The 20,729-nt window shown below is 57.9% G+C and carries 16 protein-coding genes, 1 tRNA gene, 2 pseudogenes and 1 riboswitch; of the genes and pseudogenes, 12 read left to right on the top strand and 7 right to left on the bottom strand.

The genetic code is table 11. The features are described 5' to 3' along the window. The 8 genes and pseudogenes from HXO69_RS06065 to HXO69_RS06095 all read left to right on the top strand — a co-directional run. Positions 1–394 (top strand): annotated as a pseudogene (locus tag HXO69_RS06065) (hypothetical protein); the annotation flags it as partial. A 125-nt stretch (positions 395–519) separates the two neighbouring features. Beyond that, on the top strand, positions 520–2,163 hold the full coding sequence (locus HXO69_RS06070; protein WP_296545924.1) for a pentapeptide repeat-containing protein: 1,644 nt from the start codon (positions 520–522) through the stop codon (positions 2,161–2,163). 161 nt (positions 2,164–2,324) lie between these two features. Further along, positions 2,325–3,923, top strand: a complete 1,599-nt coding sequence (locus HXO69_RS06075; RefSeq protein ID WP_296545925.1) for a pentapeptide repeat-containing protein — start codon at positions 2,325–2,327, stop codon at positions 3,921–3,923. Positions 3,924–5,377: 1,454 nt separating this feature from the next. Further along, positions 5,378–5,980, top strand: a pseudogene (locus HXO69_RS08960) (pentapeptide repeat-containing protein); the annotation flags it as partial. 10 nt (positions 5,981–5,990) lie between these two features. After that, complete coding sequence (locus HXO69_RS08965; protein ID WP_365668528.1) at positions 5,991–6,479, top strand: pentapeptide repeat-containing protein; 489 nt, start codon at positions 5,991–5,993, stop codon at positions 6,477–6,479. A gap of 133 nt (positions 6,480–6,612) precedes the next feature. After that, positions 6,613–7,788 (top strand): hypothetical protein, encoded by a 1,176-nt coding sequence (locus tag HXO69_RS06085; RefSeq protein ID WP_294603398.1) that lies wholly within the window; start codon positions 6,613–6,615, stop codon positions 7,786–7,788. Between the two features lie 232 nt (positions 7,789–8,020). Continuing rightward, positions 8,021–8,500: a low molecular weight protein-tyrosine-phosphatase gene (locus HXO69_RS06090; protein ID WP_296545929.1), complete on the top strand. Its 480-nt coding sequence runs from the start codon at positions 8,021–8,023 to the stop codon at positions 8,498–8,500. Beyond that, entirely contained in the window at positions 8,497–9,162 is a 666-nt protein-coding gene (locus HXO69_RS06095; protein WP_296545931.1) for a hypothetical protein, read from the top strand. The genes HXO69_RS06090 and HXO69_RS06095 overlap by 4 nt, the downstream gene beginning before the upstream one ends. Before the next feature lie 97 nt (positions 9,163–9,259). Here HXO69_RS06095 and HXO69_RS06100 read toward each other — a convergent pair whose 3' ends face one another. Beyond that, on the bottom strand, positions 9,260–9,406 hold the full coding sequence (locus tag HXO69_RS06100; RefSeq protein ID WP_296545933.1) for a hypothetical protein: 147 nt from the start codon (positions 9,404–9,406) through the stop codon (positions 9,260–9,262). A gap of 644 nt (positions 9,407–10,050) precedes the next feature. On the opposite strand from HXO69_RS06100, the gene HXO69_RS06105 reads away from it, so the two are divergent. Then, a complete protein-coding gene (locus HXO69_RS06105; protein ID WP_296545935.1) occupies positions 10,051–11,316 on the top strand; it encodes a multidrug effflux MFS transporter in 1,266 nt (421 codons plus the stop codon). A gap of 260 nt (positions 11,317–11,576) precedes the next feature. Here HXO69_RS06105 and HXO69_RS06110 read toward each other — a convergent pair whose 3' ends face one another. The 4 genes from HXO69_RS06110 to HXO69_RS06125 form a co-directional block, all read right to left on the bottom strand. Further along, a complete protein-coding gene (locus HXO69_RS06110) occupies positions 11,577–12,479 on the bottom strand; it encodes an aminotransferase class IV (protein WP_005509006.1) in 903 nt (300 codons plus the stop codon). Between the two features lie 262 nt (positions 12,480–12,741). Next, positions 12,742–13,539, bottom strand: coding sequence for an energy-coupling factor transporter transmembrane protein EcfT (locus HXO69_RS06115; RefSeq protein WP_296545937.1), 798 nt, complete (start codon positions 13,537–13,539; stop codon positions 12,742–12,744). Further along, the gene (locus HXO69_RS06120) at positions 13,536–15,128 is read right to left on the bottom strand and encodes an ABC transporter ATP-binding protein (protein ID WP_296545939.1); all 1,593 of its coding nucleotides are present in this window, start codon (positions 15,126–15,128) and stop codon (positions 13,536–13,538) included. Before HXO69_RS06120 ends, HXO69_RS06115 begins: the two co-directional genes overlap by 4 nt. A gap of 87 nt (positions 15,129–15,215) precedes the next feature. After that, positions 15,216–15,848: an ECF transporter S component gene (locus tag HXO69_RS06125; protein ID WP_296545941.1), complete on the bottom strand. Its 633-nt coding sequence runs from the start codon at positions 15,846–15,848 to the stop codon at positions 15,216–15,218. Positions 15,849–15,906: 58 nt separating this feature from the next. After that, positions 15,907–16,007, bottom strand: a riboswitch (TPP riboswitch). Positions 16,008–16,274: 267 nt separating this feature from the next. On the opposite strand from HXO69_RS06125, the gene HXO69_RS06130 reads away from it, so the two are divergent. Together HXO69_RS06130 and HXO69_RS06135 are read left to right on the top strand one after the other, a co-directional pair. Beyond that, positions 16,275–16,508, top strand: coding sequence for a DUF4235 domain-containing protein (locus HXO69_RS06130; RefSeq protein WP_049340557.1), 234 nt, complete (start codon positions 16,275–16,277; stop codon positions 16,506–16,508). Between the two features lie 160 nt (positions 16,509–16,668). Beyond that, positions 16,669–18,105, top strand: coding sequence for an MFS transporter (locus HXO69_RS06135; RefSeq protein ID WP_296545942.1), 1,437 nt, complete (start codon positions 16,669–16,671; stop codon positions 18,103–18,105). Between the two features lie 182 nt (positions 18,106–18,287). Here the strand turns inward: HXO69_RS06135 and HXO69_RS06140 are convergent, their stop codons facing one another. Together HXO69_RS06140 and dcd are read right to left on the bottom strand one after the other, a co-directional pair. Beyond that, positions 18,288–19,619: a septin family protein gene (locus tag HXO69_RS06140; RefSeq protein ID WP_296545944.1), complete on the bottom strand. Its 1,332-nt coding sequence runs from the start codon at positions 19,617–19,619 to the stop codon at positions 18,288–18,290. A gap of 132 nt (positions 19,620–19,751) precedes the next feature. Further along, the gene (dcd, locus tag HXO69_RS06145; protein ID WP_296545946.1) at positions 19,752–20,351 is read right to left on the bottom strand and encodes a dCTP deaminase; all 600 of its coding nucleotides are present in this window, start codon (positions 20,349–20,351) and stop codon (positions 19,752–19,754) included. 152 nt (positions 20,352–20,503) lie between these two features. Here dcd and HXO69_RS06150 point away from each other — a divergent pair. Then, positions 20,504–20,577: transfer RNA gene (locus HXO69_RS06150), tRNA-Gly, on the top strand. The last annotated feature ends 152 nt before the right edge of the window (positions 20,578–20,729 follow it).

The following is a 20,729-nucleotide window of genomic DNA, read 5'->3' on the forward strand; positions in this document are numbered from 1 at the left end:
CTCTACGTTCACCGGAAACGCAAACTTCTGGGGTGCGTATTTCACCGAAAAGGCATACTTTACGGACGCGAAGTTCACCAGCAACACAGACTTCAATCGCGTATATTTCGAAAAGTATGCACCCACATTTGCAGATATCGTCGGCTCTACTCTGTTCTCTGCACAGGTAAATCCGCAGGACTACTATTTCGCAGTCAGGCAGGGTAGCAAACCTATCAATTGTGGAACCGCTACTCTTCTCGGTAAGACGTTCGAAATCCCCCTTGGAACGGTACTTTTCGACCCGATGTCCCCAAAGTATAAGGATGGGAATTACAGTGGGCTAAGTGAGCCAGCAAAGCCGATAGAAGAGTCTGATAATCAAGGAAAAGCCCCTCCAAGTAAGGCTCAATAAAAGAAGCTCCGCCTATGCATCTCGTACAGGCGGGGCTTCTTCTTTGCCCAGCGCGAGCGCGCGAGGGCAGGGTCCTCCCCTATGCTGGATATAAGCCAGCACCGGAGCAGGAAGGGCACATCACCATGAACCTCAACAAACTCTTAACTGCGCTGCGGCAACGCACAAACGCCCCGGCACGCAACCAGCAGGCTGAGCGGCGCGAACGCTACACGCACGCTCTCGAACAATTCCTCGACGGGCAACCCGCCGTACGCCTCGGCGGGGCATACACGCTCGTAAACCTCGCAGACGAGTGGCTCACCGACGCATCCCTTCCCGAGCAGGTACGCCGCGAAGAAGCCCAGACCATTATCGACACGCTGACCGGGTGCATCCGCACGCCCTACCCCCTCGCACAGAAACGGCAGGTCCTAGAAGCAGACGAGGCACCCGAAGAGTACGAAGGCGACTTTACGCACGATCAGGAAGCACTACGCGAAGAGCAGCTAGTGCGCCGCACAGTCTTCATGGAGTTCAGCCGCCGCCTCGCCGCGGTCTCCAAGAGCACCGAAAAAGACAACAAGGACGACCAGCCCACGGTGCCGCCAATATCTCCGATGTGGGCTGATCTGCGCTTCGACTTTGGCGGCGCACCCATCTTCTACCCGTTACGGCAGCTGCACTTTCAAAACGCCGACTTCGCCTCCGCGACCTTCTACGGCCCGGCGGATTTCTCCGGTGCTACCTTCCGCGGTGACACCAGCTTCTCCGCAGCACAGTTCACGGCTGACGCATCCTTCCACAGCACCAGCTTCACCGACTGGGTGGGTTTCAGCGCCGCACACTTCGCAGGCGCGGCAGAGTTCAGCGGGGCACATTTTGCGGACGCGGCAAGCTTCGCAACCGTAACCTTCACCGGCGAGGCCGACTTCTCAGACGCGGTCTTCTCGGCTGCGGCTGACTTCGCGGTATCCGCCTTCAAATCCGATGCCAACTTCTCACGCTTGAACACCGCAGGCATAGCTAGCTTCGCGGCGGTCACCTTCGGCGGAAAGGCAGTATTCACCGCCTCCACGTTCCACGATGAAGCACACTTCGCCGCGTCGGTCTTCAACCGTCCGGCGGTGTTCTCCAAGTCGCTGTTCGGCGGGGTCGCGCGCTTTGCCGGTATAGTGACCAAGCAGTCCGCGATGTTCAGCAAGGTGCGCTTTACGGGCGCGGCGGACTTTAGCGGGGCGTCCTTCACGCAGTACGAGGATTTTGGTGGGGCGCGGTTCGACGGCGACGCCACGTTCAGCCGGGCGTCTTTTATTGCGCTTCCGAGGACGCGCTATGAGATGGACTTCCCGCAGCACGCGAACTTTGGTAACGCGGCTTTCGCGCAGAATGCCGACTTTAGTAAGGCGACGTTCACGGCGCATGTCGGCTTCTACAAGGCGACGTTCGCGCGGGAGGTGAGCTTCAACGGGGCGAGCTTTGAGGGCGCCTACTTCGCGGATGCGACGTTCAGTCAGAAGGCGGATTTCAGCCAGACTAGCTTCGCGTACGTTGGGCCATCCTTTGAGGCTTTGGAGAGGCGGCTGCGGAGGGCACGGTTCTCGGCACAGGCGGATCCGCAGGATTACCTGTTCGAGGCGCGCCCGGAGAGCACGCACGGCTTCAGCTGCGGCGAGGCGACGCTTCTTAATAGAACGTTCGTTCTCCCTCTCGGTGCCGTGCTGTACGACCCGGATTCCTGGGACGAAGAGAACCAGGAGTACACGCACGTCAGTGAGCCTGCGCAGTAAAACCTGGCCCTCTCACCGTCGGGGAAGCGCCCACACACAGGCCCCGCCCGTGCATCCAGCGCTGGCGGGGTTCTTGCTTTTGACCCACAACCGCCCAAGCCCAGCAGCTTTACCTTATGCTGAGTATGACCCGCCCCTTTCAACGATGACAGGAGAACCACATGCATCTGGCGCCCAGCACCGCGTGGGCTTGGCTGATAGCTTGCGCAGTCGTCATTCTGCTTTTCCCGCTCGCCGCGCAGTTCGGCAACCTCAAAGGGAAGCTGTCTAGCTTCCGCACCTGGGTTTGGGCTATCGCGCTCTTGGGCATTGTCACGGCGGGTTTTATGCCTTTCACCTTTGACACTGACATCGCCAATTTTGAGGTTCAGCCGTTCATTTTCTTCATCACCGGCACCCTGCTGGGTGTTCTCTTTCTTGGGGAGTTCCACCGCATGAACGCCCAGAAAAAGCTGAAACACCCCCAGCGGGTGAATGCCGAGCGCCGTACCCGTTACAGCAAGGCAGTTGAGCATCTGGCGTATCCGAACCCTGCAGTCCGTGCGAGTGCCATCAGCACGCTTGCGGGTCTGGTTGATGAGTGGCTCGCTGACGAGCAGCTCAGCGTTGAGGCTCGGCAGAAGGAGGGACAGGTCATCGTCAATGCCCTCTGCGCTTATGTTCGTTCGCCGTTCGCGCGGGCGTTCAAGGCAGAAGCTTTTGAATCCGATACGCCGCCCGCTAACTATGCGGGTGATTTCGCTACGGATCTGGCGGCTTTCCGTGGTGAGCAGGATGTTCGCCGCAGCGTCTTCGTTGAGATGAGCAAGCGCAGCGGCACCCTTGCCGAAAATGAGAAGGGCGAGGTGACGGTTGTCCCCGGCGCCTGGAGCGGCTTTGAGTTCGATTTCAGCCGGGCTGTCGTCTTCTACCCTCTCGACGGTCTGACTATTGAGAACGCCGATTTCTCTGCGGCGAAGTTCTGCAACGGTTCAGATTTCAGCGGGGCAACTTTTGTAGGTAACGCGAACTTTACCCGGGCGGTCTTTGACCAGGATGCGCCTTTTAGCGACGTAACTTTCATGGGAACGGCTGACTTTAGTAACGCGCGCTTTGCTGGTGATGTATTCTTCCGCTGGGTGTCTTTCAATGCTAATGCGGACTTCCGCGAGGCTTCTTTTGGAGGGGACGCTGACTTCCACGATACTGCGTTTGCAGAGGATGCGGGCTTTAGCGGTGCTTCCTTTGAGGGGAACGCTGGGTTCTTTAGGTCGTCTTTTGGCGGTAATGCGAGCTTCTTCAGGACCGATTTTGCGGGAGTTGCGGAGTTCCGTGAGGCGGTCTTTGAGGGGCATGCCGGGTTTAACGCGGCAACCTTCTACGGGGATGCGCACTTTAGCCGGGCTACGTTTGAGGGGCTCGCTGGGTTCCGTGATGTGACCTTTAAGGCGGGCGCGGAGTTCTACGGTGCGTCCTTTATGCAGACTGCTGATTTCTGCGATTCGTCTTTTGTGAAGAGCCCGCCGCTCTTCGCGGCGAAGAATGTTGAGTCGGGTGAGGTGTACCGGGCTCGGTTCGCTGCCCTGTCAGCCGGTTCGGAGGCTGTTGGTCAGGAGGCGCATAACTTCGCGGTGTACGAGGGTAGCCAGCCTATTCCGCTGGGTACCGCCGGGCTGAACGGCGTGGGCTACCGTGTCCCGGTTGGTACGGTGCTCTTCAATCCGGCTTCCTGGGATGAACGACAGAAGGAATACACGCACCTGAGTGAGCCTGCGCAGTAATATCCAGAGGCCCCGCCACGTTGAATGTGTGGTGGGGCCTTCGTGCACGTAGTGGACACCGCCGAGTAGCTACGTTGAAAAATAAAACGGCACGAAAAATCCCGCTAAGCCTGTAGGCTCTAGCGGGGTTTTTCGATTCTTAACTACCCGGATTCGTTTATCGCTTTCCAGTGGTATTACGCCATGTCTGAGATAAACAAACATAAATTGGGTAGCAAAAATCCGCGGAATGTGTGTCATCTGCTAAAATCAGCAGTGACAACGCAATTCCGCGTTGCCTATAACCCTCTAATCAATCAGAGAGGAGGTGAATTATATGTCCAAGCATTTTTGGATGGTTATCGAACGGGGCAGCTATCTGGCTACCCTGTTCATCGGTCTCGTAGAGATTTTGCGCGTAATCTCTAGCTGTCTCTACTAGACTCTGGTTAGTGGGGCTACTGGTGATGTTGCAGCATCACTGGTGGCTCCACTTTTATTTTATGGTCATTATGCATAAGGACATGCCGTGTACATATGACCGTATACCTAATAATGTAGCGCAATTCTTAAGACATAACAACACGACAACACTAATTACGCCACTATTGTCTCCACCGCAGGGAACAATATCGCCTATTTTGAGGATTTCCATACCCACTTCGCCTGCCTTGGATAGCAGAAGCATGGTCTGTGTATCTCATGCAGGCGAGGCCCTCGTCGATGACCCGGCGCACCTCATGGCAAGTAGCTTTACCCTATGCTGGAGGGTGAACGTTCCTATCAGAGAGGACAGGAGAACCAGATACATGTTCTTAGGGCCAACGGAAGCCTGGCAGCTACTCAGCCTATGCACTGCATTGACCGTCGCTTTCTTACTCGCTGTACATTTCACCAAGCTAAAGGTGAAGGTACCCCTGTTCTACGCTTGGATTGGGGCAATCGCCATCTTCGGCGGAGCATTAGCTTTTCTCCTACCCATCGCGCTCAACTCCGGTTTTGGAAAGGACGATGACGGTCGGGTTCTCAGGCAGCTCATCCTCTACACCACCGGTGGCGTTCTAGGTGTTATCACCCTTGGCGAGAGTCACCGTAAGAACAATCAAGAAAAAGAGAAAAACGAGAACGACCATACCCGTCAGGTGTATGCAGAGCGCCGTAGCCGCTACACCAAGGCTATCGAGCAGCTAGCTGATGAGAAAGCAGCCGTCCGTCTGGGCGGCATCTATACCCTTGTCGGTCTAGTCGATGAATGGCTTGCGGATGATAGCTTCAAGGAAGAAAGCGACCGACACAAGGAAGGGCAGGTTATTGTCAATAGCCTCTGTTCCTATATTCGTTCGCCCTTCCCTCTGGCATTAAAAGCAGAGATGATTGAGGGCGATTCAGAGCCTGATAACTATGAAGGAGATTTCTCCAAAGATCAGGCGGCATTTCGCGAAGAACAGGATATACGCCGCGCTATCTTCGTTGAAATGGGCAAGCGCAGTAGCGGCACTATCGAAGAGGAAGGCGAGGTAGTCGAAACCGTTCCAGGCCCCTGGAGTGACTTTGATTTTGATTTCAGCCGAGCGCCCATTTTCTACCCCTTGAACAACCTCAACATTGAACAAGGCAATTTTGCATCCACCCGCTTCTACGGTAAAGCAGATTTTGTGGATGCGAAGTTCGTCAGAGACGCAGACTTCAGGAACGCGAAATTCACCAAAGGCGCAGACTTCTGGGGTGCGGAGTTCACCGGAAACGCTGACTTCCAGTACGCGGAGTTCCTCGAAGACGCTGGCTTCAGGAAGGCGAAGTTCACCGGCAACATAAGCTTCGGCGGCGCGGAGCTCACCGGCAACGCATACTTCGGCGGCGCGGAGTTCACCGGCAATATAAGCTTCAGGGGTGCGGAGTTCACCGGTAACGCACACTTCGGAGACGTATACCTCGGGAACGTGAAGTTCATCGGAGACGCAGACTTCGGGAACGCGAAATTCGCCAGAGATGCAGACTTCGGGAACGTGAAGTTCGTCGGAGACGCAGACTTCGGGAAGGCGAAGTTCACCAGAAATGCAGCCTTCCAGTACGCGAAGTTCACCAGAAATGCAGACTTCTGGGAAGCGGAGTTCACCGGAGACACAGACTTCTGGGAAGGCGAAGTTCACCGGAAACGCGCATTTCCTGGGTGCGAAATTCACCGGAAACGCAGATTTCGGGAACACGAAGTTCACCGGAGACGCATACTTCCTGGATGCGAAATTCACCGGAAACGCAAATTTCGGGAACGCAAAGTTCACCGGATACGTAGGCTTCAATGGCTCGTATTTCGGACAGTATGCGCCCACATTTGCAGGCATCTCTGGCGCTGCCAGGTTCTCTGCACAGGTGGATCCGCAGGACTACGTTTTCACAGTCCGTGAAGGTAGCAAAGCTATCAAATGTGGAACGGCTACACTTCTCGGCAAGTCATTCATAATCCCCCTTGGAACGGTACTCTTCGGCCCCAGTTCGAGAGGTAAGAACAGCAGAACCAGCGAGCCAGCAAAGCCGCTAGATAACTCCAACAACGGCAAAGATGACAACCCCGAATAGGACTTATCTCTAGAAGGCCCTGCCGATCTCTTGTCGGCGGGCCTTCAATTTTAACCATAGGTAGCTCACAGCAGGCACTTTGTACACTATGCTGAAAGGTGACCATTCCTCTCAGAGAAGACAGGAGAAAACTTTGCCAGAGAAAGATGCCGCACAGAAAACTCAGGAAGGCTGGCCCAAGAGGCTACTTAATTGGGTTCTCGCTGATCCTCCTCTGTACATTCGTTATTTCTTCCCCATCCTTGTAACGCTCGGAATTATTGGAGGTATAGTTGCTATCTGGGTTCCGGTTGGAACTGGCTGGTTACGCCAAGAGGGTTTACAGGGTGAAGCTGAGCAGAAATCGATTTCTGACCTTCGTTTACATTTCCTATACATAACCGGCGGCACAATCGCCATACTTACTCTCCTACAGACCAACTGGAAAAATTATAATGACAACAAGAAAAACATGCACGATATCGAAATGGACATTCTAAAATCCGAAAGAGAAAATGACTCCAAATGGAGAGAAATATCAGATGACCGCAGAAGAAAATTTAATGAGTTCAAAGAAGGTATCACAAAGCTAAAAACATATGAAATTGATACATTTATTGATTTTGCAAACACCTGGCTTCAGAAAAGTCCAGATGGGCGCGAGGATGATGTCAAATATGAAGCACAGCGTATTATGGATACGCTTTGCAGACTGTTAAATAGCCAGGAAAATAAATCAGCGGATAATATTACCTATACGCTCCAAAGACTGAGTTCAATCTATGAAAATGCGCAGAATGACAGCCTGTGGCGTTCAGTCTCTTATCGCTTTTCTGGACTGGAAATTCAGAAACCTTTGCAAGGACTATATCTGCACAATATAGATTTTTCAGAGTCTACCTTTATGTCTGAAGTCGGGTTCGTTTCGTGCACTTTTTCTGGAAAGTGCAGTTTTTGGCGATCCCATTTTGAAAAAGATTTCTACATAAATTCATCTGAAGTTAATGGAAGCATTTCTTTTATCAGCTCTGAATTTCTAGGTAAATTCACCTTATTTAGGACAACTTTCACCCATTTGGGATCTGCGGAATTTATGAATGCAACATTTTTCAGAGATGCAACATTTGAATATACAAAATTCCCCCAAGAAGAGCAGATAGGCCTAAACCATTCATTTTCAAAAACATATTTCTCAAACAGCTTTACTTATACTTTCGAAAACAATGCCCCCGAAATTAGAACAGCCAACCGCACGTTCAATGGGAAACATGCAAATATACCTATTGAATCGATTTTGTTTGATTCAGAAACGGGCGACTCTGAATTTTAATATATGGATCCCCTAGGCTGAACAAATAATAGATTCACAGATAGTAAGTGATCTAAAAGGCCCCGCCGGCCCCACCGTTGGCGGGGTCTTCGCGTAACCTCGCGCGCCCGCAGCAAGTACGCCTCAGCGAGCGCATCCGCCCGTCACAGCGCCACCTACAAAGCCCTCCCGAGCACCCACCGCGCCCAGCCACCCGCTACCCCACCGATACACTAGAACCATGTACCGAATCATGACTGTCTGCACCGGCAACATCTGCCGCTCCCCTGTCGGCGAATACCTCATCCGCCAGCACGCCCAAGAAGCCGGCGTGCCCGTCACCGTCACCTCCAGCGGCATCAGCAACGAAGAAGAAGGCAACCGCATCGACCCGCGCGCCGCCGCGCAGCTCACCGCCCGCGGTATCGACTCGTCCGCGCACCGCGCCAGCGTCTTCACCGTCGAGGACTTCGACCGCAACGACCTCATCCTCGCCATGGACGCACCCCACTACCTGCGCCTCAAGGCCCTCGCCCGCAACGACGACGACAAGGCCAAGATCCGCATGATGCGCAGCTTCGACCCGAAGGTCACCACCACCCACCTGGACCAGCTCGGCATCTACGACCCCTGGTACGGTAGCGAACGCGACTTCGTGTACACCACCGGCCTCATTGACGCCGCCGCACGCGGCCTCATCAACCACCTCAAGCAGGAAGGCGACGCGCAGTGAGTCAGCGTATCCCCCTGAACCAGAACCGCCGCGTCACCGGCACCGCCGAAATCCTGGAGCTCTGCAAAGACATGCTGCGTCTGGAGCACGGCATCGGCAACGACTTTGACATGGACGCCGCCGAATTCGCCGAATTCCGTGAGCAGTTCCTCGCGGACTTCGCGCAGATCCCGCTGATTATCGGTATTGACGGCCGCAGCGGCACCGGCAAGACCAGCCTCGCCGCGCAGCTTGAGCGGGAGCTCACCGCCGCCGGGCATAGCGTGCACGTGCTGCACCTGGACGACTTCTACCCCGGCTGGGACGGCCTCTTCGACGGCGTGGAGGCGTGGGACGGGCTGTCCGTGCAGCTCACCGAAGGCATTGCCGGAACCTACACCCTCTGGGATTGGGAGGCGGGCGCACCCGGTGAGGAGCGCACCGTTGACCCGGCGGCTACGCAGGTCATTATCTGTGAGGGTGTCGGTGCGATTGCGGGCGCCTGCGAGGTGCGTATCCTCGCCACCGCCCCGGACGAGGTGCGTTACGAACGCGCTATGGCTCGTGACGGTGACACGTTCCGCCCGCACTGGGAACGCTGGGCGGCACAGGAGGAGGCGCTGCTCGCCGAAATCCCGGAGGACTACGCGACCGTGGACTTCATCTACGACAGCGCGGCGTAGTAGCAGCCGCCTACAAGACAGTAGGGCCCAATGCTTCGTGTATCTCGAGGCATTGGGCCCTACGGCTATTCAGAGGCAGTTTTACTGAGGCGCTGTTTTATTCAGGCATGGAAGCCGGGCTAGCGGATTCCATGCGGTCTTTATCCCAGTAGGTTGAGGTATTGCTCGGCGCGTGCGTGGAGGCAGTGCCGTCCTTTTCGTTATCCGAGTTGTTGTTAGAAAGCACAGCAAGGATTACGAGCAAGACGCAAACTATGAGCAGCAGGATGCATAGCAAATATTTGTAATAGTGGTTGCGCATCTGAGATTGTTCCTCCGGTCGTACCGCATGGTATGACCAACGTAGATTATGCGGTCGCACCGAGCAATGCTTCTCAAGAATATTTCTCAAATATTTCTTCAGCGTTGAGGGCGCTGAGCGGCAGACTAAAACCACTCAAGGGGCGGTGTTATCCGTAAGCGACATCAGGGTGTCCGAAGCGAAGCGAGGACGGGTGCCCCTGTAGGAGCGTGGATAACACCGTCCCTTTGCTGTACCCCCTTTGCCGTACCTTGCTGCACCTGCGCAGGCAGGCGGCATCGCCCGTAGTGACATCAGGGTGCCCGATCTCTGCGAGGGCGGGTCCCCTGTAGGAACGAGGGCGAGCGCCGCCTTCCAAACCGACCAGCAAGCCGACCAAGCACAAAGGAACTAAGCGGAGCATCCCTCCCACATCGAAAAAATGTCAAACGTTTAACTTACGAAGCCACACCCGATTCTGATACGGTGAAAAGGTTGTGCTTCTGGCCTGCGCAAGCTCATCCCCGGATCCGGCACCGCCGCATCCACTCTTTAGAGCCGCGGGCTCCGTTGCACGCACATCACACAGAAAGAAAAAACTAAGACATATGTCTTCGAAGTCGACTAAGACCTCTTTCGGGCTATCGCCCCTTTTCATTGTTGTTCTGGCGCTGCTGACCGCTATCGCACCGCTGGCTACGGACATGTACCTGGCGGCGCTGCCCTCAGTCGCTGAGAATCTGAACACCACCAGCACGAACGCATCGCTGACGTTGAGCGCGTTCATGGTGGGTATGGCGCTCGGCCAGCTGGTCGTGGGTCCTCTGTCGGATAAGACGGGCCGCCGCAAGCCGCTGCTGATCGGTGCGGTGGTTTGTTTCATTGCGACCGTGGCGTGTGGTTTCGCGCCGAATATTGAGCTGCTGATTTTTGCGCGTTTCATGATGGGCTTCACCGGTTCGATTGGTGCGGTGCTGGCGCGTTCTATCGTGTCTGATACGACTGAGGGTCTGGCGACGGCTAAGCTCATGGGCGTCATGATGATGATTAACGGCTTCGCGCCGGTGCTTGCGCCGCTGTTTGGTGGTTGGGTGCTGTCGTGGGGTAACTGGCGCGATATTTTCCATGTGCTGGGCGTGATTACCGCGGTCATGATGCTCGGCGTGATCTTCGTGATTAAGGAGACCCTGCCGGTGGAGGAACGCTACCAGGGCACCACCCTGAGCGTGTACTCGGAGCTGCCGAAGGTGCTGAAGGTGCGCCGCTACATGGGTTTCATGCTGACGATGTGCTTCGCGTTTGGTGCGCTGTTCTCGTACATTTCCGGTTCGACGTTTGTGTTGCAGAAGATTCTGGGCTTGTCCGAGACTGAGTTCACTATTGTGTTCGGTGTGAACTCGATTGGCATTGTGCTGTTCAGTGCGATTGCAACCAAGCTGGTTGGACGCGTGGCGCAGCGCCGCATTGTGAACACCGGTGTGATTAGCCTGGTCGTGGTGGCTGTGCTGCTGACCGTCAGCTTCCTGATGGGCATTTCGCTGGTGCCGACGCTGATTCTGCTGTTCCTGCTGACCAGCTCGTGCGGCCTGATTTTCGGTAATGCTTCGGCGTTGGCGCTGAACGAGGCACGCCACATGGCGGGTAGTGCTTCGGCGGTGATGGGCACGATTCAGGCTCTGCTGGGTGCGTTGGCGGCGCCGCTGGTGTCGTTTGCCGGTGAGCATGAGTACCTGCCGATGGGCTTCTCCATTCTGGGTTTCGCGGTCCTGACGGCGCTGGTGCTGTGGACTACGCCGCGTAAGGATTCGGACTACTCGGCTGACGGTAAGAGCCACGGCGCTGGTGAAGGTCAGGGTGCTCCGGCGGGCCACTAACCTGTTGTTTTTTGTGTAGCTAAAGCCCCGGATGGGCGACCCGCTAAGGGTTGCGCGTCTGGGGCTTTGCTGTATTTGCTGTAGCAGTTAGGGAGGCGCCCGTACTCTTCCTTCGCTCCTACAGGGGCACCCGCCCTCGCTTCGCTTCGGGCACCCTGATGTCGCTTCAGGAAGGTACACGCACCTCCTGCCCTTGACCATAGACAGCACAAAGGGACGGTATTATCCTCGCTCGGATAATACCGTCCCTTTGTACGCGTTTAGCTCTGTTGCGCCAGGTAGTTCAACAGGGTCGCGGTCAGCTCCGGGTCATGCGCCAGTGCCGTGCCGTTCAGGTGGGTCACCGGCGCAATCAGACGCACCGACGACGCCAACCACACGCCGTCCGACTCGAACAAATCCTGCGGGTAGAGCGGTCCGAAGCCCAGCTCCCAGCCGGCCTGGCGTGCCGCCTCGAACACCGCACCCTGCGTGGTACCGGGCAGGATGCCGTGGCTCGGCTCGGGCGTGTACAGCACCTTCTTGCCGTCCTCAATCTTGGCGACCAGCACCGAAGAAGTGGCGCCCTCAAGCACGCGACGCTCGTCGGTGATGAAGATAGCGTCATCCGCGCCGCGCTCCTGCACGTATCGCAGGACCGCCATGTTCACCGCGTAGGAGAGGGTCTTCGCACCCGCCAGCAGCCACGGGTAGGCGCTGTTGTCCATCGGCTCGTGGCCGCGCGGCAGCAGCATCGCCTTCACGCCCTCGGTGCGGCGCTTCACGATGGAGGCAGGCACCGGCGACGCCATAATCAGCGTGTACGGGCCCGGCTGCATGGAGGTCACCGCCTGGGTGGGGCCGCGCGAAATAATGATCTTCACGATGTGCTCTTCACCCAGCGCAGTCTCGGCACCGGCGGTCGCCTCACGCATGAGGCGCTCCACCGCCGAACGCAGAATCTCGGGTTCCGGGTCGGGCAAATCCAGCATGCGCGCCGACGACTCGAGGCGGGACAGGTGCATGCCGAGCTTACGCACGCGACGGTTGACGGACAGCATAGTCTCGAAGACGCCGTCGCCGCGGGTGAAGCCCTGATCATCAACGCTGATGAGGGGTACGGACGGGTCAACGAAGATGCCCTGCGGGTTCTGCTCGTTCAGAAGAATTACGGTACTAGACATAGTTTTATTGTACGTTCGCAGCAGAACCGTAGGCAGGAGGCGCCGTACCTTCCTGAAGCGACATCAGGGTGCCCGAAGCGAAGCGAGGGCGGGTGCCCCTGTAGGAGCGAAGGAAGAGTACAAGCGCCTCCCTACTCATGTCCCAAGTGGAGCTAGGCGCGGAGGAAATATGCGGCACCCCGCCTCCCTGTAGGAACGAGGGCGAATACCGTCTCCCAAGCGGAGCCACGAAAGCGGAACCGCAAGCTACTGCCGGAAAGAACTAGGCCCAGAGGAACTGAATCGTACCCGCCGCAATAGATGCACCGTACGCAACAGCGATAATGACGGCGGCGGCAATGCTCACGTGCACGTCACGCGGCGAATAGGAGGGTACACGAGCCCAGGTGCGTTCGCCTGCGCCGAAGCCGCGCGCCTCCATGGTGATGGCGAGGCGGGAGCCTCGGCGGATAGCCTGCACGAGCAGGGCGAAGCTTTGCCCGCCGAAGGTTTGTGCACGTCCAATGAGGGATTGGCCTGCGCCGAGTCCGCGGGCACGTCGTGCCTGGCCGAGGGCATTCCATTCGGCGAAGAGAATACCGACGAGGCGCAGGGCGGCGACGGTGGCGAGCACGAATCGGGAGGGCAGTTTGAAGGTTTGTGCGAGGGAATCGCCCAGGTCAGTCGGGTCGGTGGTGAGCACGAATGCGAGGGTGGGTAGGACCATGGCGAGGGAGCGGATCATCATGGCTGCGCCGACGGCGGCGGAGTCGGTGGTGATGGTGTTGAAGCCGAGGTCGAGGATGGTGGTGCCGCTTTTGGCGCTGAGCATGGCGACGGACCAGCCGGTGGTGATGACGGCGATGAGGATGGGCCAGAAGCGGGCGAGGACGTTGACGGGTCGGAATCCGACGAGGATGAATCCGAGCAGTTCGAGGGCGAAGAGGATTCCGGAGGTGAGGGGGTCGCGCACGATGAGTGCGGCGATGATGAGGGTGAAGGAGACGATGAGTTTTACGCCGGCGTTGAGGTTGCTGAAGTAGCTGGTTCGGTCGATGGTGCCGAAGAAGTCGGTGTTCATGCGTTCTCCTTTCCGGGGGTGGTGAGGGCGGGTAGGGTGATGTGGTTGCCGCCGAGTGCGGCGGTGTAGTCTTCGTCGTGGGTGATGGAGATGACGGCGGTCCCGCCTGCGAGTAGTTCGCGGATGAGGTCGACGAGTTCTGCCCAGGTTCGTGCGTCTTGGCCGAAGGTGGGTTCGTCGAGGATGAGGATTTTGGGTGCGGTGGCGAGTGCGGAGGCGACCGAGAGCCTGCGTTTTTCGCCGCCGGAGAGGGTGAAGGGGTTGGCGTCGAGTAGGTGGTTGAGGCGTAGGTGGGCCGCGAGTTCGTTGGTGCGTGCGGTGAGGTCGTCTTCGTTGAGGGGGGTGCGGGTGAGTGCGGCGAGTCGGCGGGGGCCGAGTTCGAGTTCTTCGCGTACGGTGCCGCGGATGAATTGGTATTCGGGTTCTTGGAAGACGTAGCCGATGCGGCTGAGCATTTGGGCTGGGGTCCAGGTGGGCACGTCCCAGTGTGCAGTCTGACCGCCGTGGTTACGCAGCGTGTCGGTGGCGGCGAGGGTGCCGTCGGGTGCGGTGAGGAGCCCTGCGAGGGTGAGGGCTAGGGTTGATTTGCCGGCGCCGTTGGGGCCGAGCACGCTGAGGTGTTCGCCGGCGTGCAGGGTGAGGTTGATGCCGCTGCGCAGGACAGGCAGGTCGGTGGGTACGGGTGCGGGGGTGTCGCCGAAGCGTTTGATGGTGCGTCGGCGTGCACGTCGTTGTTTGGGGGTGGGTTGTGCGCGGGTGATGCTGAGGTTTTCGGCGCGCAGTAGCGCCTCGCCGTACTTGCTATCGCTGTCGCTCTGCGGCGCACGCGGCACGTAGTTGGGCACCCACACGCCGGCGTCGATGAGATCCCGACGGGCTTCGGTGAGCACGGTGTCGGGTGCGCCGTCGTGGGTGATGGTGCCGCCTTCGCCGAGTACGATAATGCGGTCCATGTGCGGCGCCCAGATGCTCACGCGGTGTTCCACGACGAGCAGGGTCGCGCCGGTGGCCTCCGCGGCGGCAAGAATACTGTCGCGCACCTCCTGCACACCGGAGGGGTCGAGGTTGGCGGTGGGTTCGTCGAGGATCATGGCGCCGGGGTGCATCGAGAGGATGCCCGCCAGGCCGAGGCGCTGCTTCTGACCGCCGGACAGCGCACTGCTGGGGTGGTCGAGGGGCAGGTGGTTGAGCCCTACTGCGGTGAGGGCTTCGGTGACGCGGCCCCAGATTTCTTCGCGGGGTACGCGCAGGTTTTCGGGGCCGAACGCGACGTCGTTGCCGACGGTTGCCATGACGATGGAGGATTCGGGGTCCTGCTGCATCATGCCTGCGGTGCCGCGTGCTTCGGCGGGTGCTTGCCCGTTGATGGTGATGGTGCCGCCGGCAGATTCGCCGTCGTCATCGTGGAGCACACCGGCGATGGCGTGCAGGAGCGTCGATTTGCCGGCGCCGGAGGTGCCCAGTAGCAGGACTTTTTCACCGGGGTTGATGGTGAGGTTGAGTCCGCTGATGACGGGTTCTGGGCGTCCGGGGTGGTGCCAGCTGAAGTTGTTGAGCTCGATGCGCGCCCCGCGCGGTGTTGCTTCCATGATGGTTCCTTAGCCTTTGTGTGGCTGCTGTAGTGTGCCGAGTGGTGACTCGTGGTGAGTGACTAGTCGGTGGCTAGTTGCTAGCGGTTAGCGGCGGGTCTTGCCGGATGCCAGCGAGGAGAGCACACCGGTCTTGGCGAGGTTCTGCACGAGAATCCATGCGAGGAAGCCTGCGATCACTGCACCGGAGATGACGGCGCACGCTACGTAGATGATTGCCTTGACCGGTTCCATGTCGGGGTAGTAGATGAAGATTTCGTTAACGCCCATGAACAGGCCGCTGAGCGCACCGGCGAAGACTGCTACGAATGCGTCCCAGCGACGGTAGCGGAAGATTGCGAAGGCGATTTCAGCGCCGACGCCCTGGAAGAAGCCTGCAATCAGGATTTCGCCGCTCCACGCGCCGCCGGTGAAGAGCACGGAGATGAATGCTGCGACGATTTCGCCGAAGAGTGCCGCACCGGGCTTGCGGATGAGCAGGCCGCCGAGGGTGCCGCCGAGCAGCCATGCGCCGGCGACGATGGGGCGGAATTCGGGTGCTGCTACGAGTGCGGTTTTGGCGGCGGGGCCGACTGCGATGTCCCAGATCCAGAAGATGACGGCGCAGGCTACTGCGATAACTGCGGCGATAACGATTTCGTTGACTCGCCAGCGCAGGTTCGGCTTCTTCGATTCTGCCTGGGTAGATGCCTTGGAGGCGGGGGTTACGTTCTGCGACATTGGTGGTCCTTCCTTCGTTGGAAGGGGAATGTCCTCGCCCTCTGAATGGACGAGGGCATTGAGAAGAAATTCGACTCCCTACGCCGGTACTAACCGGATCAGGTTCGAGGGTCTGCTTAGCACTCTCAGCGCCTCGGTGGCGCTCCCCTGTCGTTGTGGGCTTCCTTGTCCGTACCGTTGTGGTGCGGGCGGAAGCCCAGGTTCGATTGTAGGCGTGTCTGGCTGTTCGCGCCAATTTGCCGCTTTTTGTTTTCTTCTTCTGCCCGCATTACAGAATTGCACGGTGTACAATTTTGGGACGGAGCGGCTCCAAGGCGGCACGAACGCATTAAACCCTATACGCTAGGGAGTGGCGCTCTTTTCTCACCCAACCCCGAAGGGGTTCACGGGCAGGACGCCGCATCGTATACAGCTAAGGAGATACACATGAACCCCGTCGCTAAGCTTGCTATTGCGGGTATCAACATGGGCGCTGCTGCCCTGGTTGGTAAGGGCCTGGGCGCAGCCTGGACCAAGGCTACCGGCAACCAGCCTCCCGCCATTTCCCACGACTCTGAAGACACCCTGCGTCAGGTCATCCTCTGGACCGTTCTGACCTCCGTCGTGGGTGCTGTGGTGAGCTTCGGTATTGCTCGCCTGCAGCGTCGTTTCTTCAACTAAGGCTTTGCGCTTTCCGCGCGAAAGTTTATGAGCTAGGCGGTACGTATCTCCACTCGGTACGTACCGCCTGGTGTTCCCTCTTCAGCACGCCCGCTCTACTTCAGCAGGTTTCACGCCGCCGCTACGCTGAAGCGCCACCTCGGCATTCGAAAGCACAATTATGACTATTTCTTCTCCCCGCCGTAAGACGAAGGCTCCGCGTAGGGTCGTTGACCACGCGAACAGCCGCCGTTCGGTCGCATCCTGGGTCATGTGGGATGTTGGTTCGTCGAGCTTCGACTCGATTATGACGACCTTCATCTTCACCGTGTACCTGACCAGCAGCTACTTTGGCACACCCGAAGAGACTTCTTCGGCGCTGTCGCTGGGTCTGACCATTGCCGGTTTCCTCATTGCGATTCTGGCGCCGGTGACCGGTCAGCGTAACGACAAGTCCGGCAGGGGCATCTTCTGGCTCGGCGTGAACACGATGCTGCTGGTCGGTTCGATGGCGGCGTGCTTCTTCGTGGGCCCCACCCCGCAGTACCTGTGGCTGGGTGTCACGCTGATTTCTGCGGCAAGCGTGTTCAGCGAGTTCGCGTACGTGAACTACAACGCGGTGCTGCCTCGTATCTCCCACCCGGAGAACATCGGTAAGATTTCGGGCGCCGGATGGGCTGCTGGCTACATTGGCGGCATCCTGGCGCTGGCTGTGGTGCTGTGGGGTTTTGTGCTGGCCCCCGAGGTGCTCGGCCTGACCACCGATAACGCCCTGAATATCCGTGCGGTCGCGCTGTTTGCCGCCGCGTGGTGCCTCATCTTCTGTGTGCCTCTGCTGGTGCGTATGCGTACCCGCGAGCGCTTCCTGCCGGAGGTGCTACCCACCCGCGAGCTGCGTTTCCTGGAGCTCGGCATGGAGCGTCTCTCCCCGGCTCGTCAGGGCGGTCTGCTCGCCTCCTACAAGGCGCTGTGGCGCACCATTAAGCGGCTGAAGATGACGTCCCCGCAGACCCTGTGGTTCCTGATTGCTTCGGCGGTGTTCCGTGATGGTCTGTCCGGTATTTTTACGTTCGGCGGTATTCTCGCGGCGGGCACGTTCGGTTTCAGCACTTCGGACGTGATTCTGTTCGGCATTGCCGGTAGCGCCGTCGCGGCGGTTGGTGCGATTCTGGGCGGCTACCTGGATGACTACCTGGGCCCGAAGACGATTATTGTTATCTCGCTGGTCGGCATTATCTTGGCGGCTACCCCGCTGATGTTCTTCCCCGAACCGGGCGTGTTCTGGGTATGCGCCCTGCTGCTGTGTCTGTTCGTGGGCCCGGCGCAGTCGGCGTCCCGCACCTTCCTGGCTCGCCTGGCAGATCCCGGCACTGAGGGTGAGCTGTTCGGCCTGTACTCGACCACCGGCCGTGCCACCAGCTTCCTGGCGCCGATGCTGTTCGGTCTGTGCGTAAGCCTGATGGGTGCACAGATTTGGGGTGTGCTCGGCATTCTGATTGTTGTGGTGGCGGGTCTGCTCCTGCTGCTGCCGGTGAAGGCGCCCGGTCCGCTGCGTGTGCGTGCGGCTCGCCGCGAGCAGAAGCGTGAACAGAAGCGCCGCGACAAGGCTGGCCAGTAATGCTACTCAGTAAGGCGTCGCGGGGCTAAGCGTCCTTGCAAACCCCCGCAAACGCAACCTCGCAAACACAACAGGAGGGGCGGGTAGAAGATAATTCTTCTACCCGCCCCTCCTTCGTGCTTAAGCAGTACTTATTCGGCAGTGCTTATCAACCGGCGCTCACCAGCGGAGAACCGCGGTGGCTAGTCCTCCACCACGTCATCCTCATCATCAGAGACAGCATCCTCAGAGGATTCCAGCGAAATCTGCTGCTCCTCCTCGTCCAGAACCTCATCGCTCGTCAGCTGAGCCCAGGTCGCGTCATCAATCAGCGGATCATCAATCACACGAACCCACAGCATCGAACCAGCCGCCAAAGCGCTCAGGTTCTCGTCATACGCCTCCGCCGGCAGACCCTCAAAGATCTCAGCCAGACGCGCAAACAGGTCATCATACGAAATGTCGCCCTCAGCCTGCAGCCAGCACTCAGCCGCGAACTCAGACAGCTCATTCAGCTCAGTATCGCACAGCAGCAAGAAGGGGCCGTCCTCACCCACACGCACGCCCGAAGTGCCCGGCATACGAGAAACCGCAATCGTACCGTTCAAGAAAACACCCGGCAGGTGATCCTCAACCGTGTACTTCTCCAGCTTCTCAACCTCATCAGCGTTCGGCAGCTCACCGCCATTCAGCAGGTCCTGAACCAGCGGCAGGGTGTCCTCAATCTCCGAGTACACCAGGCGCCACACGCCGCCGCAACGCTCCACCAGCTTAGCCAGCGACACAACACCCTCAGGGTGACGCGCCAAACCAGAGCTCTGCTCGCTCAAGAACACCAGAGCCTCATGCAACGGAACACGCTCAAAATACGGCTCAGACGCCGACTCATCACGAGAAATGAACACAATACGCGACAGCTTATAGCTGAGGTCATCACGATCAACCACGTTCAGGCCCAGATCAACCGGGTTCTGCTGATCCTTCGGCGCATTCGGGTCAACAATCACAGACAGCGGCTTCGGATACGGGGACACAACACCCTCATCCGAAATAATCGCAGTCTCATCAGTCAGGTACGCAAACTTCGAACCCAAGAAACGCGACGCAGTCGTCTTACCGCTACCAGAAACACCCACCAGCGCCACAGCGCGCTTCGACTCAGGGTCACCAATAACAGCCGCATGCAGCATCACACCGCGACCAACCAGCTGCTCAATCATCGCCAACGTAATACGGCTCGTCAAATCCTGCATGCCCGAATCATCATCAGCCACACGCAGCGTCGACACCTTATCAAACGGACCCATCAGCGGATTCGCCAAATCCATCACCGACTCATCAGTCGGCGCATGCACCAGCATCACCTGATCAAAACGAGACAACGAAGCATACGCCTCATCAGGAGTATCAAAAAACTCCGGAGCAAGAGGCTCCCACGCCTTCTTAAAACGCTCCACAAAAGAGTCCGACATATCAATCAGATACACAGAAACTTCCGCGCCAGCAACACGCAGAACAACAGGCTTCAGATCCATAAAAAATCCTTAGAGAGTGAGAGATAAAAACCCGCACGCGAGTGAACGCACGAGCACAAACAGGCGAAAAAACCGCCCAACGCGGGCGCACAAACACACAGCCTGCACGCCCGCACCCCAAAGCGGGAAAGACTAAGACTCCACAGAACTATCCGCAGGAATCATCGTCTGATGAAAATTCAAATAACTACGCGAAGCAGTCGGGCCACGCTGACCCTGGTAACGGTTACCATACGCACCAGAACCATACGGATGCTCAGTCGGGCTACTCAAACGGAAGAAGCACAACTGACCAACCTTAGAACCCGGCCACAGCATAATCGGCAAAGTCGCCATATTCGACAACTCAAGCGTCACATGCCCAGAAAAACCAGGATCAATAAAACCAGCCGTAGAGTGAGTCAACAAACCCAAACGACCCAACGACGACTTACCCTCCAGACGGGCAGCCACATCATCAGGCAGAGTCACCTTCTCATACGTAGAACCCAACACAAACTCACCCGGATGCAAAATAAACGGCTCATCAGGAGCCACCTCAACCAGGCGCGTCAAATCCTCCTGCGGCTGAGCAGGATCAATATGCGGGTACTTATGGTTATCAAACAGACGGAAGAAACGATCAATCCTCACGTCCACACTTGCAGGCTGAATCATCGACTCATCGAACGGATCAAGAACGATGCGCCCATCAGCAATCTCTTGACGAATATCGCGATCTGAAATAAGCACGCTTAAAGGATACCTGGCAAACACCACCCACGTGCAGGCATCCACCAGCCCCAGCACACAGGCCTACATCACATTTCCACCCCGGCCGCGCCGCCAACAAGCGCCGCAACATATTTCACCCCAGCAAGCAAGCGCGATACACTGAAAAAGATGCGGCTGTAGCTCAATGGTAGAGCGCACGCTTCCCAAGCCTGATACGCGGGTTCGATTCCCGTCAGCCGCTCCACAAGCCCCGGACTTCACGGTTTGGGGCTTTTTATTTTGGGGTTGGGATGTGGAGGCTGAGCTAAGGGTTTAGGATGCGGCTTGGGTTGGACGGGTCGAGGCGGTATGTTCCTTGCTCCTGCAGGAGCGAAGGAAGTGTATAGCGCGCCGGTC

This window comes from Rothia sp. (in: high G+C Gram-positive bacteria), from assembly GCF_015265375.1.
Lineage (GTDB): Bacteria > Actinomycetota > Actinomycetes > Actinomycetales > Micrococcaceae > Rothia.